The following is a 16,663-nucleotide window of genomic DNA, read 5'->3' on the forward strand; positions in this document are numbered from 1 at the left end:
AAATGGCCCCTGACTGTCCGGGTTATCGGCCAGCAGTGGCGTTCCCTTGAGAATCTTCCCCTGCCGCAGACTCTAAATATTTGAAGGCTCTAGCGAAAAACAGGATTATTCTGGTTTATCGATTTGCACTTTTCTCCTTCAGGACTCAAGCGCAAGACCCCCAGCGCCAAAGGACGACCCCATGAGCACACCCTCCAATACCGTTCCAGAGCGAAAGGCCCTGAGCCCAAGCACGCTGGACTTTCCGGTGGTGGGGATCGGCGCGTCGGCGGGTGGGCTGCAAGCGATCAAGCGGTTCTTCGAAAACATGCCGCAGGACAACGGCATGGCCTTCGTGATCATTCTTCATCTGTCTCCCGACCACCAAAGCTTCGCCGACAAGATCATCCAGGAATCGACCAAGATGCCGGTCCTGCAGGTCGGCAGCACGGTGCCTATCGAAAAGAACCGGGTCTACGTCATTTCGCCGGCGCAACAGCTGAACATGGATGACGGCCTGCTTGAGGTCAGCCCTGTCGATCCGCGTCTGGGACGTCACTCGTCGATCGATCTGTTTTTCCGCGACCTGGCCGATGTACACCGTGAGCGCGCGTTCTGCCTGGTGCTGTCGGGCACAGGCTCAGATGGCGCGGTCGGCCTGTCCCGCATCAAGGAACAGGGTGGCATTACCATGGCCCAGGTGCCGGAAGACGCCGAGTTCGACGGCATGCCGCAAGCTGCCATCGATACGCACATGGTCGACTTCGTGTTACCGGTCGTTGAAATGCCGCAAAAGCTGCTGGAGTTGTGGAGCAACGCCCGGGAAATCAAACTGCCCACGGTCAGTGATCAGGGGATGCAGAGCATCGCCCCGGCGGCCGAGCGCGATACCGCGGCAGCCGAGCAAGTGCTGCACGACATTCTGATCCAGCTGCGCACCGGCACCGGCCATGACTTCAAACACTACAAGCGCGCCACCGTGCTGCGGCGTATCGAACGCCGGATGCAAGTCACGGCGCAACCGGACCTCGTCTCCTATTACAAATTCCTGCAAAACAATCCCGAGGAAATCAAGGCACTGCTGGGCGACATGCTGATCGGTGTGACCAACTTCTTCCGAGACCGCGAAGCCTTCGAAGCTCTGGAACGGGATGTGGTGCCGCAATTGGTCAGCGCCGCCACGGCATCGGCGCAATCGGAGAAAAAAGAAGAAATACGCGTCTGGTCCGCTGGCAGTTCCACCGGCGAAGAAGCCTACAGCCTGGCGATGCTGCTGCACGATCAGATGCAACTGGACGCCAGCAAAGCCACGTTGCAGGTGTTTGCCACCGACATCGACGAACGCGCGATCAGCTACGGGCGCAGCGGTCTGTATCCGCAAGCGATCGTCACCGACGTGCCGCCGTCACGGTTGCGCCACTATTTCATCAAGGAAAACGACCATTACCGAGTGCGCAAGGAGCTGCGCGAAAAGGTCTTGTTCGCCAAGCACAGCCTGTTGTCCGATCCGCCGTTTTCGCAGATCGACCTGATCGTTTGCCGCAATCTGCTGATCTACCTGGATCGCGAAGTGCAGCGTGAAATCCTCCAGATGTTCCACTTCGCCCTGCGCCCCGGCGGCTTCCTGTTCCTCGGCACGTCCGAAAGCGCCGATGCCTGCCACGAGCTGTTTGCCCCTGTCGACAAACGCAACCGGATCTTCCGTGCCAAAACCGGCACGGCCTCCAGCCGGCGCACGCCCACCATGCCCCGTGGCGGCTACGTACGTACCAATTTGCCCCGGCAAACCCCGGAAACCGGCGAGCAACGCAAACTGTCGGTGGCCGACCTGCACCACCGCGCCCTCGAACAGTCGGCGCCACCGAGCGTGCTCGTCGACACCAACGCCGACATCCTGCACATGAGCGAAAGCGCCGGGCGTTTCCTGCGGCATGTGGGTGGCGAACTGTCGCGCAACCTGCTGAACCTGATTCTTCCGGAGTTGCGCCTGGAAATCCGCACCACCCTGTTCCAGGTCCAGCAGAGCGGTACTTCGGTCAAGTCCCGCGAGGTGCCGATCAAACGCGATGAACGACGCTACCTGATCGATCTGGTCGCCCACCCCTACAAGGATGAAGCCTCGGAGGGCGAGTACATTCTGGTGATTTTCGAGGAGGTCGAGATCGACCCCGCGCAAGCGTCCTTGAGCACCCAACTGCAAACCGAAAGCCAGGTACTGTCCAACCTCGAGCGCGAGTTGCAACGGACCAAGCTGCACCTGCAAGACACCATCGAACAATCGGAAATCTCCAGCGAAGAGCTGAAGGCCTCCAATGAAGAAATGCAGGCGATCAACGAAGAGCTGCGCTCGGCCACCGAAGAGCTCGAGACCAGCAAGGAAGAACTGCAGTCGATCAACGAAGAGCTGCTGACGGTCAACTTCGAACTGAAAACCAAAGTCGAAGAGACCGACAAGATCAACGACTACCTGAGCAACCTGATCGCCTCGACCGACATCGCCACGGTATTCGTCGACCGCAGCATGCGCATCAAGTGGTTCACCCCCCGCGCCACCGACATCTTCAGCATGCTGCCGGTCGATACCGGACGCTCGCTGCTCGACATCACCCATCGCCTGCACTACGAAGACCTGGCGGCCGATGCGGCCCAGGTCTTCGAATCGCTGAACATGATCGAGCGCGAAGTCAGCAGCACCGACAACCGCTGGTACATTGCCCGCCTGCTGCCCTATCGCTCCAGCGAAGACCACATCGACGGTACAGTGCTGACCTTCATCGACATCACCAAGCGTCGCGCGGCCGAGGAAGAATTACGCCTGGGCGAAGAACGCATGCGCCTGGTCGCCGAAAGCACCCGCGACTACGCCATCATCACCCTCGATGAGCACGGCGTGATCACCAGCTGGAACAAGGGTGCCGAATTGATCTTTGGCTACAGCAAGTACGAGGCCGAAGGGACTCGCTACGATTTCATCTTCTCCGCCGAAGACCGTGCCAGCGGCATTCCGGAAAATGAACTGCAAACGGCCCGCAACCATGGCCGCTTCGAAGATGAACGCTGGCACCTGCGCAAGGACGGCAGCCGATTCTTTTGCAGCGGCGAAGTCACCCTGCTCAACGGTGACAAACTTCAGGGCTACGTGAAAATCGCCCGGGACCTGACCGGCCACAAGCGCCAGCATGAAGAGCAGAGCCAGCAACTGGCCGAGACGCGCAACACCAGCTACCTCAAGGACGAGTTCTTTGCGGTCATGTCCCACGAACTCAAGCACCCGCTGAACCTGATCCAGCTCAACGCCGAACTGTTGCGTCGCTTGCCGGTGACGAAAAACCTGTCTCCAGCCGCCAAAGCCGTCAATACCATCTGCGAAGCCGTCACCAGCCAGGCGCGGATCATCGATGACCTGCTGGATGTCGCCCGGGTCCGCACCGGCAAACTCAAGCTGCAATCGGTTGCTGTGGACCTGAACAACGTCCTGCGCGACATCTACACCGTGGTCCTCAATGACGGGCACGACATCACGGTCGAACTGCAAGTACCCGCCGAGGCACTGATGATCCAGGCCGACCCGACGCGTCTGGAACAAATCATCTGGAACCTGGTGAACAACGCACTGAAATTCACCCCGGCCAAGGGCCGCGTGCAACTGATCGCGAGTCAGGCGGGCAACATGGCCAGGCTGGATGTCAAAGACAACGGCATCGGTATCGCGACAGAGCACCTCGAACATGTATTCGACCTGTTCGGCCAGGCGGAAAAACAGCACACCTCGCACCAGCGCGAGGGGCTGGGGATCGGCCTGTCGCTGGTCCGCCAATTGACCGAGGCACAACGAGGCACTGTGCAAGTGAGTTCCGGCGGCGTCGGTGCCGGTTGCACGTTTACCGTCTACTTGCCATTGGCCGAGACCAACGGCCAAGCCCTTCCCGCCGCGCCGATCGAAGACGCTTGCGGCAGACTCAGCGGCTTGACCATCCTGCTGGTCGATGACTCCGCCGAGGTGCTGGAAACCTTGAAGATGCTGCTGGAGATGGAGGACGCCCAGGTGATCGCCTTCGACCGTCCGGCGGCGGCGCTGGACGCGGCAAAAAATACCCGGTTCGACCTGATCATTTCAGACCTGGGCATGCCGGTCATGAACGGCCATGAGCTGATCAGCGCCCTGCGCCAATTGCCGCAAGCCAGGAATGTGCCCGCCATTGCGCTGACCGGCTACGGTGCGCAAAGCGATATTCAGAAATCACGGCAATCGGGGTTCAACCAGCAAGTTGGCAAACCGGTGTCCTACGATGACCTGATCGACACTATTGAGGCTCTGCGGCACTCATCGACCTGAGGCAACTCAAGTAAGCGCGCTGTACGCAGGCCCGTCGATCGATGGCCTGCAGCAGCCGCTCCTTTTGCTCGGCCCACACCCCCGGATCGACCTTGGTCGAGCGCATCAGTGTCAGTACGGAGGCTTTCGCAGCCTGATACTCGATCCAGGCATCGTCGGACTTGAGCTTCAAACGCTCACGCTCGGTCATTTCCATGCAACGCAGTGCCAGTACCGACTCGTCGGTGATCACCGGCCCCAGGGCCAATTGCACCCGGTGCGGCGCGACGAAGGCCTGGGTCTCGAGCACAATCTCCCTTGCCCGCGCCACGCCCCATCTCAACGCCTGTGCGCGAGGCTCACCGCTGTGCCGGTCATGGGACTCTTCGCTGATCGCCCAGCCATTGCGGCCATAAACCCCGATAAACACCTGAGCAAACCCCAGCAGGCTGATGCGCGCCCGCACCTCGACCTGCACGCCGTCGCCGAGCACTTCTTCATAGGTCTGAAAGGGTAAGCGGGTATTGGTCCAGAGCCAATATCCGGTGCCTCTGTGTCGCATCGATTGCTCTCCACAGATGGAATTAGAAGTAAGGCACAGCCGTCATCGGGTTTCCACGCAAGTCGTCGGCTGATTTCACCAAGCTCTGATTTGCAGCCGGCTCGATCAGGCATGTTTCGCCAGTAAATTGACCAACTCAATATTAGCGCTCCTAACTGCACGCCACTCGTCGATTAATTGACGATTCTGATCAGGATCAGACTTTGGTCGCTGGCCACCTTTGGCGAGCCTAATGCCTTGATTTTCGAGGGTTACCCCCTCCTTGAGAACATCGCTCAGGCCTGCCCGTACCGGGCTTGCATCGAGGCCTGACGGACGGGCAGGCTGGCAGCGCTCCGGGCTGACCTAGACTCCGTTGAGAGGCGCGCGGGAGTCCATCATCATGTGCAATCCACTGATAATTTTTCTTATTGATTTTCTCTCTCGGGCTTTGCCTGCCGTTTGGAAACGCTCACCCCGCCTGCCGATGCTGTTGGTGGATATGCCCCTATGGCCCGTGGTCGCCAATGCCTGGACAAGCACCATCACCGCCTCCGTGTGTTCAAATCTGTCCTTCAATCGCGGCGCCCCAGCGAGCAAGTTGCTGACCCGGGAAGGCCAGCGGGTGGAGGCCAACGTTGGTTTTTCAAGGGGGTCAGGAAGATGAACACTGACCAGGAAAAGCCAATCGGCGTGATGTTGATCGATTGTCGCCCCCTCGTACTCAAGGGCCTTCACGACTTGATTGATGCCAGAAAACCCCGGATGGAAGTGACAGCCCAGGCCACCACTTATACCCATGCGCTGAATCTTGCCGATCAACTGCGGCCCAATGTCATTTTTTTCAGTTTCTTTCCGGATGCGCTGAATCCACTGGATGTCGTCGCGGGACTCACCCGTAACGCCGACATGAAAGTGCTGCTGCTCAAGGGTCTGTACGAAGCCGTCCCCGCCGCCCAGGCGATAGAGGCTGGCGCTCGCGGCATCGTGCTGGCGGAAGACCCGACAGAATCGATTATCCAGGCCATCCTCAAGGTCCACCACAGCGACATCGCAATGGATAGAGCCTGGGCTGGCGGCCTTTGCGGCTATTCCGCGACCGGGCATATACCCTTGAAATGCAATCGAGAGCAGGCGAAACAGGCGCGGTTGACCCTGCGCGAGAGAGAACTGATTCGCGCCATCGTCGGCGAACCGTCCGCCAAATATGTGAGCATCGCCGGGCGCCTGGGGATCAGTGAGCACACCGTGCACAACCACCTCAGCAACATCTATCAAAAGCTTGATCTCATCAACCGCATCGACTTGCTGATGTATGCGCTCAAACACGGGCTCACCAACAACGAAGCACCGCCCTCCACCTGGGTGGAACTGGAATGAAATTCAAGTCAATACAAGACGGTCTGCCCCTCACTTTCAGGGGGTAGGCCGTCACCCTGTCGCCATCCTTGTCGACGGCCCGGAACAGGGTGCCCCCCCGCAATGCCGATGTCGTTCTCGATACATCCTGCCGCGTTAACCTGTATCTCCCCCGCCGCGCTCCTCAAGCCCTGTGCTGCTCAATAGTTCACCGTGGATGCGCTCTATTGGAACTGCAGAAAAAATGCGAGGGTGGTTTCCTGGGCCACCCTCGCATCCTTTCACACGCGCAATACCTCAAGCGCTGCCAAAAAAGATGTCGGTATTCTGAACATCGACCCCGACCAGGGTGATGGTCGTTGTTTGTCCACCCGTCTCGGCAACCGTGACGACGCTGTCCGCGCCGGTGTTATTGATCGATTGGACAACAGCGTTAGGGTCGCCGTTGAGTACCAGCTTGTCTTGCACGCCTGCGCCCACATCGAAGCCGGAGACCTGGTAGCGGTTCTGATTGACTGACAAATCGATGTTGAAGGCATCTCGCTCACCGCCAGTGCCAACCAGCGTGAAGTCAAAGAGTGCGTTGCCCGGATCGTTGGCGATCAGGTTGGCGTCAAACGTACTCGTCGCCGAGTCCCCATCCTTGTCCGTCAGCGTCGCGCTGAACGCCAACTGGACATCGCTGGCCAGGCTCTCGCTCTGCTGCATGAACTGGATCACCGGGATCTTGATCTCGCCTCGGCCCATCGTCAGCTGAACAGCGTCGATCAGCAGCGCACCCTCCTTCTCAATGAGGAAGGACACCTGTCCGCCGGCCTCCGGAGTCAGGGTGTTCACCTCGGTGCGATCCGAAAACGTGCCGTCCTCGTAGAAGATCCTGTAGTACAGATCCTCGGTCGCCGTGTTGTATCCCGCCACGGAGTTGTCGATAAAGACCTTCATGCCCGTCAGCAGGCTCTCCGGATTGATGACGAAACTTTCATCGGCGGCGCTGATTGCCGCCAGGTTATCTCCCTGGAAAAGGTTATTGGCGACGCCAATGCCGGACGTGCTGACGTTCATGGCCGCCGGGTCTATATACGACGGCAGGGGGTTGGTCTGCAGCGTAGCTTCGGTGGGGTCGGGTGCTCCGAGCCCGATGCCGGTCAGGATGTCCGCAGTCGACGCCAGCGCCTTCGCGGAAAAGAACACGATCTCCTCGGATGCCGAAGGAATAGCCGGGTTACTCGTCTGCGGAATCAACAATGTGCGCACCGAGTCCGGGCCGCCGGCATCAAGCGAGCCGTCGGCACTGCTGAGCACGATCGTCGAACTGAAGCCTTGCACCAGATCCAGGGCATAGTGGCCATCGGAATAGGCGGTCAGCGTGTAGTCGACAGTGGTATTGGCCGTTGTAGCGTTGTTGTCGAAATCACCGGTCAAGGTTCCTGCGAATTGGTACGCGCCATTGACATCCGGTGATGGCGACAGCTCGTGGAGCGTGCCGGTCCCGGTCGTGGTCGTGTTGTCTGGCCTGACGAGGGTGAACTGGTTATTGACCAACGAGATATCCAGGCCGGCCGCACCCAGCCCGTCGGCTCCCGTCGCCATATTCCAGAACCCGGATTGCGCAAGGACGCTACCGGTCCCGATCAGGTTGCCGAAACTGAGTGCCGGCCCGTCGTCCTTGAACACCAGGTTCTGCCCGATGTTCAGCGTCGCCTGGGCACTGTCGCCGTCCCCGTCGGTCTGGATCGCCGTCAGCGTCACCAGGTTGTCCGAGGCCAGGCTTGTCGAGTCATCCGGATTGGTGGTGTTGGCATGCACCACGGCCCGGAGTTGGTCGAGCGTGACGCTGCCATTGGCGGCTACACTGACGGTGAACACCAGCAGATTGCCCGTGGCCGTGTGGCCTTCGACCACGCTTCCATTGAGCGACAGGTTCACCGCCTCGCCCGAGGCCGTGTCGGTCAGCCCGGAGGCTCCGGCCACCACGCCCAGCGCATAGGTCAGCGTGCCCGCCCCATCGGCGCCAAACACCGAATTGAAGTTGGCGGCAAAGCTCTGGGTCGCGTTGGTCGCCAGTACCGTCTCGTCCACGGTCAGCGTCGGTTCCGTGCCGGTGGTGGTGATGCTCGGCCCATCGTCCTTGAACACCAGGTTCTGCCCGATGTTCAGCGTCGCCTGGGCGCTGTCGCCGTCCTTGTCGGTAATGGTCGCGGTCAGCGTCACCAGGTTGTCCGAGGCCAGGCTTGTCGAGTCATCCGGATTGGTGGTGTTGGCATGCACCACAGCCCGGCTCTGGTCCAGCGTGACGCTGCCATTGGCGGCGACGCTGACCGTGAACACCAACAGGTTACTGAGGGCCGTACGGCCTTCGACCACGGCACCGTTGAGCGACAAGTTCACCGCCTGGCCCGAGGCCGTGTCGGTCAGCCCGGAGGCCCCCGTCACCACGTTCAGCGCATAGGTCAGCGTGCCCGCACCATCGGCGCCAAACGCCGAGTTGAAGTTGGCGGCAAAGCTCTGGGTCGCGTTGGTCGCCAGTACCGTCTCATCCACCGTCAGCGTCGGTTCCACCCCGGTGGTGGTGATGCTCGGCCCGTCGTCCTTGAACACCAGGTTCTGCCCGATGTTCAGGGTCGCCTGGGCGCTGTCGCCGTCCTTGTCGGTAACGGTCGCGGTCAGGGTCACCAGGTTGTCCGAGGTCAGGCTCGTCGAATCATCCGGATTGGTGGCGTTGGCATGCACCACGGCTCGGCTCTGGTCGAGCGTGACGCTGCCATTGGCGGCCACGCTGACCGTGAACACCAGCAGGTTGTCCGTGGCCGTGCGCCCTTCCACCACGGTGCCGTTGAGCGACAGGTTCACCGCCTGGCCAGTCTCCGTGTCCGTCAGCCCGGAGGCTCCGGCCACCACGTTCAGCGCATAGGTCAGCGTGCCCGCACCATCGGCGCCAAACTCTGAATTGAAATTGGCGGCGAAGCTCTGGGTATCGTTGGTCGCCAGTGCCGTTTCGTCCACCGTCAGCGTCGGTTCCGTGCCGGTGGTGGTGATGCTCGGCCCGTCGTCCTTGAACACCAGGTTCTGCGCGATGTTCAGCGTCGCCTGGGCGCTGTCGCCGTCCTTGTCGGTAACGGTCGCGGTCAGGGTCACCAGGTTGTCCGAGGTCAAACTCGTCGAATCATCCGGATTGGTGGCGTCGGGATGCACCACGGCGCGGCTCTGGTCGAGCGTGACGCCGCCATTGGCCGCCACACTGACCGTGAACACCAGCAGGTTGCCCGTGGCCGTGCGGCCTTCCACCACAGTGCCGTTGAGCGACAGGTTCACCGCGTCGCCCGTGGCCGTGTCGATCAGCCCGGAGGCTCCGGCCACCACGCCCAGCGCATAGGTCAGCGTACCGGCCCCATCGGCGCCAAACGCCGAGTTGAAGTTGGCGGTAAAGCTCTGGGTATCGTTGGTCGCCAGTACCGTCTCGTCCACGGTCAGTGTCGGTTCCACGCCGGTGGCGGTGATGCTCGGCCCATCGTCCTTGAACACCATGTTCTGCCCGATGTTCAGGGTCGCGTGGGCGCTGTCGCCGTCCTTGTCGGTAACGGTCGCGGTCAGCGTCACCAGGTTGTCCGAGGTCAAACTCGTCGAATCATCGGGATTGTTTGCGTCGGCATGCACCACGGCCCGGCTCTGGTCCAGCGTGACGCTGCCATTGGCGGCCACGCTGACCGTGAACACCAGCAGGTTGGTCAGGGCCGTGCGGCCTTCCACCACGGCACCATTGAGCGACAGGTTCACCGCCTGGCCCGTCTCCGTGTCGGTCAGCCCGCAAGCTCCGGCCACCACACCCAGCGCATAGCTCAGGGTACCGGCCCCATCGGCGCCAAACGCCGAGTTGAAGTTGGCGGCAAAACTCTGGGTATCGTTGTTTGCCAGCAGCGTTTCGTCCACCGTCAGCGTCGGTTCCGTGCCGGTGGTACTGATGCTCGGCCCGTCGTCCTTGAACACCAGGTTCTGCCCGATGTTCAGGGTCGCTTGGGCGCTGTCGCCGTCCTTGTCGGTAATGGTCGCGGTCAGGGTCACCAGGCTGTCCGAAGTCAAACTCGTCGAGTCATCCGGATTGCTGGCGTTGGCATGCACCACGGCCCGGCTCTGGTCCAGCGTGACGCTGCCATTGGCGGCCACGCTGACCGTGAACACCAGCTGGTTGGTGAGGGCCGTACGCCCTTCCACCACCGCGCCATTGAGCGACAGGTTCACCGCCTCGCCCGTCTCCGTGTCCGTCAACCCGGAGGCTCCGGCCACCACGCCCAGCGCATAGGTCAGCGTACCGGCTCCGTCGGCGCCAAACGCCGAGTTGAAGTTGGCGGCAAAGCTCTGGCTGGCGTTGGTCGCCAGTACCGTCTCGTCCACCGTCAGTGTCGGCTCCACGCCGGTGGTGGTGATGCTTGGCCCATCGTCCTTGAACACCAGGTTCTGCCCGATGTTCAGCGTCGCCAAGGCACTGTCGCCGTCCCTGTCGGTCTTGGTTGCCGTCAGTGTCACCAGGTTGTCCGAGGTCAAGCTCGTCGAATCATCCGGATTGCTGGCGTTGGCATGCACCACCGCCCGGCTCTGGTCGAGCGTGACGCTGCCATTGGCCGCCACGCTGACCGTGAACACCAGCTGGCTGGTGAGGGCCGTACGCCCTTCCACCACCGCGCCATTGAGCGACAGGTTTACCGCCTGGCCAGTCTCCGTGTCCGTCAGCCCGGAGGCTCCGGCTACCACGTTCAGCGCATAGGTCAGCGTGCCCGCACCATCGGCGCCAAACGCCGAGTTGAAGTTGGCGGCAAAGCTCTGGGTCGCGTTGGTCGCCAGTACCGTTTCGTCCACGGTCAGCGTCGGCTCCACGCCGGTGCTGCTGATGTTCGGCCCGTCATCGTCGAAGATGATCTTGGAGCCGATTTCGGTTTTTGTAATAGAGGCCTGGACCAACTTGAAGCCACCGATATCGAAATCGGCGTGGTTATTGCCCTTGGCGTCAACGGCCGCTCCGTTCTCGACGAGTACGCGGTTGTGATCCGACGTTGTGGTGTACTGAATCTGGTAGCCGGCCAAAACGCCGGTGATGGTTGCAACCCCGCCAACAGTACTGATGACAATGCTCGGACTATTCACCGATCCGTCTGAGTTCTCGACCACCTGCCCGGTGCTTTTATTGATGACGCGAATATTGGTGATTGCAACCGACGTATCACCGGCATATCCGTTGATGAAATTCACGCCAGGTTCAGACGCGGTGCTGAATGCGCTGATTTTTACCACAGCACTCTTGCCGCTTTGCAACTGCACGACGTCGAAACTGGCCGATTTCGCATTGAAGACGCTGGTAAAGTCGATGTTGGATTCAACATCGGCTTCGTTCTGATCCAGGTTGGGAATCGTCACATTCTGCCTGGCACCTGTGACGAACGAAAAGCGGATGCCCTCTTGCTCCACAATCATCTGATTGTTGGTGCCGAAGGTGGTCGGGCCACCCGCCTGGCTGGTATTGATCGTGTCGCCAGTCGTGATATTGGCGCCGCTTGACTGGTCTGCAGGGTCCTTACCGGTGGCAATGATGGTGGGGTCCGTGATCCGCAAGACACCACCGTCGTTGACAACTGTCGGGGTCGCCGTCGTAAACATCAGGAAGAGGTTCTGACCGGAGGGCGCATTGGCCAGACTGAACTCCAGGTCCTGGCTGGCGCCGATGAAAACCTTATTCAGCAGATTGAGCGAATCATCGGCGTTCGTAGCATCTGTATGCCGCAGCGGTTGGTACTCCACGGTCCAGATCTTGCCGCCCGTGACCGGCGAACCGGTTTCTTCTATAAAGGCTGCGAACACGATCGCGCCGCTTGCGCTCCCGGCCCGGCCCAGAACGATGTTGTTGTTCGTATCCGTATAGAGAAGGATGCTGATGCCGTCGAGGGTAAACAGCCCGCTGACCACACCACTGAGCGGTGCGCCATTGCTGTCGACGAAGCTGACATCGGTAATGCTGGCTCCGGGTGCAGAGGTGATGGTGAACGCATTGCTGCCTGTATTGCCCACGGCACCAGTAAAGCCGCTCAAGGCCGCCCCCGTTGCGGTGCCTGCCCCAAGTCCGGTCAAACGGCTAGCGAAGGTCGTGGGCAGGGACGTCACCAGAATGTCGTTGTCGTCAGCGTCTCCCGCAGGGCCTGGAGTGGCCGTGCCGTTCTGCAACCCGGCCGTTTCATCCAGGGTCACGTCCTCGCCGGTCGCCACGACGCTCAAAACACTGTCCGTAAAGGACGCTGTCGCCACGGCGTCGTCACCGGTGCCGAGCACACCGTCGGCGCCCGCAGAGGTCGCGGTGAGCAGAAACGTCGCGCCTGCCGAGTCGTCTGGATTCACGTACCACGAGGTGGTGACGCTGCCGTTGACCTGGCCGTCGAGATCGCCGGCACCGCCGTCGGTCACGGACCAGGGCTCGTGCCCCGCGCCCATATTGGTATTGAGCACATCGTCGGATGTACCCCACACACCATCCGCGCCGGCACCGACGGCGTGGTCCACTTCGAGCGTCACGGTGCTGCCGGCGGCGAAACCGCTGGCCGTGATGATGGCGGTACTGCCGGGTGCGTAGTCTTCAAGGTTGGTGGTGACGGTCGGAATGTAGGTAAAAGTCCAGTCGTGGCTGACCGGTGAAGGATGGTCACCGGCGTTATTGGCCAGGTCATTCGTTGGCGATGAAGTTTTCTTGCGCATAGTCATGACTTTCTCCTGAGCGGGTCCAGTCATCGGGGGTCGACCTTGGACCATATTCTGATCTATTGGTCACAACTATGAACAAGCACCGCAGGATGCACATCGGCCGATACTCCCAGGCGGGATGGGAGTTTCAGACTACTTGGGAGAGGAGGAGGAGGTTGCGAAGGTAGAGTTGATGGCTTCGATAAATCCCGGGTACCAGGATTTGTCGAACTTTATCTACAGGTCATGAAAATGAAGTGTTGAAACAGGCGGGGGAGCTGCGAAATATGGTGTCCCAGGGCAGGTTCGAACTGCCAGCCTTCCCCTTAGGAGGGGGATGCTCTATCCAATTGAGCTACTGGGACACAAGTCGGCCGCGAAGATACGCGGCGCGATGGACGGCGTGCATGTTAACGGCCGGGCCGGCTTTTGTCATGTCGTCCGTTGGGCTTTTTAAGTGTAGGCAGACGCCTCGGCAAGGCGCGGACTTGTTTACCGTGCAAATTGCATTACTGCAAAAAGCCATCATTGCAAAATGCAAGATCCGACTTTCGCGAAAATATCCTAATTCATTGTTTTTAAAGAATTTAATTGTCGATAGACTCTGGCATGCGAGCTGCTTCAGCTGTTCTCACAGAACTACGGAGGCCGCTCATGAACAGCGCCCTTTTACTCTCGAGTGCAATCGCTCTGACGGTTTTGCCGGGTTTTCATTTTACCCACGAGAGCGGTGCTACGAAGGTTGCCCAGCGAATGCCACATTACCTTCAACTGCAGAAAGCGCCGCAGTTGGCCGTGATGAGCAGCCAGCACGGCTTTGTCAGTCAGGAGGTCAGCCAGGAAACCATCCTGGTGCCAGCTCCGTCTGCGGAGCGCCTGGTATTTTGAATGACCCTCACCAAGGAGCACAGCATGTCCAAACCAGCCGCGAGTTTCTTCATCCTCGCCTTGTTGAGCGGCATTTTTCATCTGTCATTGACCCAGGACATGGTCGTTACCCTTCCCCTGATTGCCTGTGGTGTATTCAGCGCTCTGTTCGTGCTCGCACTGATTGCCGGACGCAGGATCAAGTTTGATCCGGTCCTGCGTTAATCCAGGTATGGCAGATCCGGCGCAAAGGCCTGCCATCCATCCTGAACTCCCCCCTCCAGACGACGCTCCCTAGTAAATCGGCCATTTGCCACTATCCTGTAAAGGCAAGGAGCAGTGATCGAGTCCGCTTTTGCGGCCCGTCAGAAATCTTTCGTCGGGTGCAGACGCGCTAGACGATACGGCCCGGTCGAACTTTTCAAACTAATTCGCATTTCTGATAATTGGTGCTGGCAGAACGCCTTTATACAGTTCAATATTTGTCACAGAATTGACGCCAAGGATCTGGCTTGCTTGGGGCATGATGCGCACCTCTATCAATTCAGGTTGAACATTTGGTCAGAGCGCTTGTCCTACCAGACATCCTGCGGCCAATCCCGAAAACCGCTCCCCTGAACTAACCGGTTAAATATATGCGCCCATTGAAACAGGCAATTTATTCCAGCCGTACGGCTGACAAGTTCGTCGTACGTCTGCCAGACGGAATGCGTGAACGCATTGCCGAGGTGGCTCGCAATCATCATCGCAGCATGAACTCCGAAATCATCGCGCGCCTTGAGCAAAGTCTTATTCAGGAAGGTGCACTGGGAGAAGAGCTGAGCATGCGCTTGGACAGCCCGGAGCTTTCCTTGCACGAACGCGAGCTGCTACAGCGCTTCCGCCAACTCTCCCACAGACAGCAGAACGCCCTGGTTTCGCTGATCGCCCATGACGCTGAAATGGCCGCCGACGCGTCCTGATTCAGCCAGAAAGCGCAAGCCAGCCTGATCGCTGGCTTTTTTTTGCCTGAAATCCGGGCACAAAAAACCCGCCTGACGGCGTAATGCTGTGGTCCCTGTAGGAGCGAGCTTGCTCGCGATGGACTCAAGAGCGCCGCGTTTAGCCAGTAAATACGCGTTATCGTTGACGACCATCGCGAGCAAGCTCGCTCCTACAAAAGCATTACGCCTGACGGCGGGTTTCAGTGAAACGGACTTTAGAGCAGGAAGATTGTCGCAAGCCCCAGGAAGATGAAAAAGCCTCCGCTGTCGGTCACGGCAGTAATCATCACACTGGCGCCCATCGCAGGATCACGCCCCATCTTCGCCAGGGTCATCGGAATCAAGACCCCCATCAATGCCGCCAGCAACAGGTTGAGCGTCATCGCGGCAGTCATCACCACGCCCAATGACCAACTGTGATAGAGCATGTAGGCAACCAGGCCAATCACCCCGCCCCAGATCACGCCGTTGATCAACGCGACGGCCAATTCCTTGCGCATCAGGCGCGAGGTATTGCCGGTGCTCACCTGGTCCAGCGCCATGGCCCGAACAATCATGGTGATGGTCTGGTTGCCCGAGTTACCACCGATCCCCGCCACGATCGGCATCAACGCCGCAAGCGCCACGAGCTTCTCGATCGAACCTTCAAACAAACCGATGACCCGAGAAGCCACGAATGCGGTAATCAGGTTGATCGCCAGCCAGGCCCAACGGTTACGCAGGGATTTCCAGACCGACGCAAAAATGTCTTCTTCTTCACGCAGACCCGCCATGTTGAGAACTTCGCTTTCGCTCTCTTCACGGATCAGGTCGACCATTTCATCGATGGTCAGACGGCCGATCAGCTTGCCGTTCTTGTCGACCACAGGCGCGGAGATCAAGTCGTAACGCTCGAAGGCCTGGGCCGCATCGTAGGCGTCTTCGTCCGGGTGGAAACTCACCGGATCGCTGGCCATCACCTCGGAAACCTGTTTGTCCGGATCGTTGACCAGCAAACGCTTGATCGGCAACACGCCCTTGAGGACACCGTCGTAATCGACCACGAACAGTTTGTCGGTATGGCCTGGCAACTCCTTGAGACGGCGCAGATAACGCAAGACCACTTCGAGGCTGACATCCTCGCGGATGGTCACCATCTCGAAGTCCATCAGCGCACCGACCTGCTCCTCGTCGTAGGACAGTGCCGAACGCACACGTTCGCGTTGTTGCTGGTCGAGGGTCTCCATGAGCTCATGGACGACGTCTCGCGGCAGCTCGGAGGCCAAGTCAGCGAGTTCGTCGGCATCCATGTCCTTGGCGGCTGCCAGGAGCTCGTGATCGTCCATGTCGGCGATCAGGGTTTCACGAACCGAATCGGATACTTCAAGAAGGATGTCGCCGTCGCGATCGGCCTTGACCAGTTGCCAGAGCGTCAGACGATCGTCCAGCGGCAAGGCTTCAAGGATGTAGGCGACGTCGGCGGAGTGCAGGTCATCGAGCTTGCGTTGCAACTCGACAAGGTTCTGCCGGTGGACCAGGTTCTCGACCCGGTCATGATGCGGGCCTTCCTGGCGGTGAGTCAGGTCTTCTATCACTCGCTGGCGCTGCAGCAACTCAACCACCTGAGCCAGGCGATCCTGCAAGCTTTCCTGCGTTTTCTTTACTTCAACTTCGGACATAGGCGAACTCCACTCCCAGCAGCGGGGCACGCCGGAAGGATCAATCAGTCAATTCATGATTGGTGAAACGGGGTACTGAGTAACTACTGGGTAAGTCCATGGAGGTATTCCACAAGCCCCGGCGGGGCTGACGGGCGCAATGATACACCGCCTGACGGTTTTAAACGTTAAAAAATCTCGGCTGAAACAAGCGCTTGCACAACAAACCTGAGCATCTCCTGATCCATGAAAATGCGACGACGTA

8 protein-coding genes and 1 tRNA gene are annotated in these 16,663 nt (G+C 59.6%); 5 read left to right on the plus strand and 4 right to left on the minus strand.

The features are described from left to right. Window positions 1–181: 181 nt before the first annotated feature. The gene (locus KGA83_RS18070; protein WP_223530402.1) at window positions 182–4,315 is read left to right on the plus strand and encodes a CheR family methyltransferase; all 4,134 of its coding nucleotides are present in this window, start codon (window positions 182–184) and stop codon (window positions 4,313–4,315) included. On the opposite strand, the gene KGA83_RS18075 is transcribed toward KGA83_RS18070, so the two are convergent. After that, a complete protein-coding gene (locus KGA83_RS18075; protein WP_108215249.1) occupies window positions 4,284–4,856 on the minus strand; it encodes a hypothetical protein in 573 nt (190 codons plus the stop codon). The genes KGA83_RS18070 and KGA83_RS18075 overlap by 32 nt on opposite strands. Window positions 4,857–5,498: 642 nt before the next feature. Between KGA83_RS18075 and KGA83_RS18080 the strand changes: the two genes are divergently transcribed. Further along, window positions 5,499–6,215 (plus strand): response regulator transcription factor, encoded by a 717-nt coding sequence (locus KGA83_RS18080; protein WP_108215247.1) that lies wholly within the window; start codon window positions 5,499–5,501, stop codon window positions 6,213–6,215. A 276-nt stretch (window positions 6,216–6,491) separates the two neighbouring features. Here the strand turns inward: KGA83_RS18080 and KGA83_RS18085 are convergent, their stop codons facing one another. Together KGA83_RS18085 and KGA83_RS18090 are read right to left on the minus strand one after the other, a co-directional pair. Next, a complete protein-coding gene (locus KGA83_RS18085) occupies window positions 6,492–12,932 on the minus strand; it encodes a DUF5801 repeats-in-toxin domain-containing protein (RefSeq protein WP_223530404.1) in 6,441 nt (2,146 codons plus the stop codon). Between the two features lie 267 nt (window positions 12,933–13,199). After that, window positions 13,200–13,276 (minus strand) — tRNA-Arg (locus tag KGA83_RS18090). A gap of 289 nt (window positions 13,277–13,565) precedes the next feature. Between KGA83_RS18090 and KGA83_RS18095 the strand changes: the two genes are divergently transcribed. From KGA83_RS18095 to KGA83_RS18105, 3 genes are all read left to right on the plus strand, one after another. After that, the gene (locus tag KGA83_RS18095; RefSeq protein ID WP_223530405.1) at window positions 13,566–13,799 is read left to right on the plus strand and encodes a hypothetical protein; all 234 of its coding nucleotides are present in this window, start codon (window positions 13,566–13,568) and stop codon (window positions 13,797–13,799) included. A gap of 24 nt (window positions 13,800–13,823) precedes the next feature. Then, window positions 13,824–14,003: a PA3371 family protein gene (locus KGA83_RS18100; RefSeq protein ID WP_115947395.1), complete on the plus strand. Its 180-nt coding sequence runs from the start codon at window positions 13,824–13,826 to the stop codon at window positions 14,001–14,003. Between the two features lie 410 nt (window positions 14,004–14,413). Continuing rightward, window positions 14,414–14,740, plus strand: a complete 327-nt coding sequence (locus tag KGA83_RS18105) for an Arc family DNA-binding protein (protein ID WP_003178899.1) — start codon at window positions 14,414–14,416, stop codon at window positions 14,738–14,740. A 236-nt stretch (window positions 14,741–14,976) separates the two neighbouring features. Here KGA83_RS18105 and mgtE read toward each other — a convergent pair whose 3' ends face one another. Then, window positions 14,977–16,419, minus strand: a complete 1,443-nt coding sequence (gene mgtE / locus KGA83_RS18110; protein WP_108215218.1) for a magnesium transporter — start codon at window positions 16,417–16,419, stop codon at window positions 14,977–14,979. Between the last annotated feature and the right edge of the window lie 244 nt (window positions 16,420–16,663).

The sequence above is a fragment of the Pseudomonas sp. GL-R-19 genome (genome assembly GCF_019956375.1).
Lineage (GTDB): Bacteria > Pseudomonadota > Gammaproteobacteria > Pseudomonadales > Pseudomonadaceae > Aquipseudomonas.

What these genes read in the sequence shown, in the direction of transcription:
- KGA83_RS18070 (WP_223530402.1), top strand. Translation starts at nt 182, where the DNA reads ATGAGCACACCCTCCAATACCGTTCCAGAGCGAAAGGCCCTGAGCCCA.
- KGA83_RS18075 (WP_108215249.1), bottom strand. Translation starts at nt 4,856, where the DNA reads ATGCGACACAGAGGCACCGGATATTGGCTCTGGACCAATACCCGCTTA.
- KGA83_RS18105 (WP_003178899.1), top strand. Translation starts at nt 14,414, where the DNA reads ATGCGCCCATTGAAACAGGCAATTTATTCCAGCCGTACGGCTGACAAG.
- KGA83_RS18100 (WP_115947395.1), top strand. Translation starts at nt 13,824, where the DNA reads ATGTCCAAACCAGCCGCGAGTTTCTTCATCCTCGCCTTGTTGAGCGGC.
- KGA83_RS18085 (WP_223530404.1), bottom strand. Translation starts at nt 12,932, where the DNA reads ATGACTATGCGCAAGAAAACTTCATCGCCAACGAATGACCTGGCCAAT.
- KGA83_RS18095 (WP_223530405.1), top strand. Translation starts at nt 13,566, where the DNA reads ATGAACAGCGCCCTTTTACTCTCGAGTGCAATCGCTCTGACGGTTTTG.
- mgtE (WP_108215218.1), bottom strand. Translation starts at nt 16,419, where the DNA reads ATGTCCGAAGTTGAAGTAAAGAAAACGCAGGAAAGCTTGCAGGATCGC.
- KGA83_RS18080 (WP_108215247.1), top strand. Translation starts at nt 5,499, where the DNA reads ATGAACACTGACCAGGAAAAGCCAATCGGCGTGATGTTGATCGATTGT.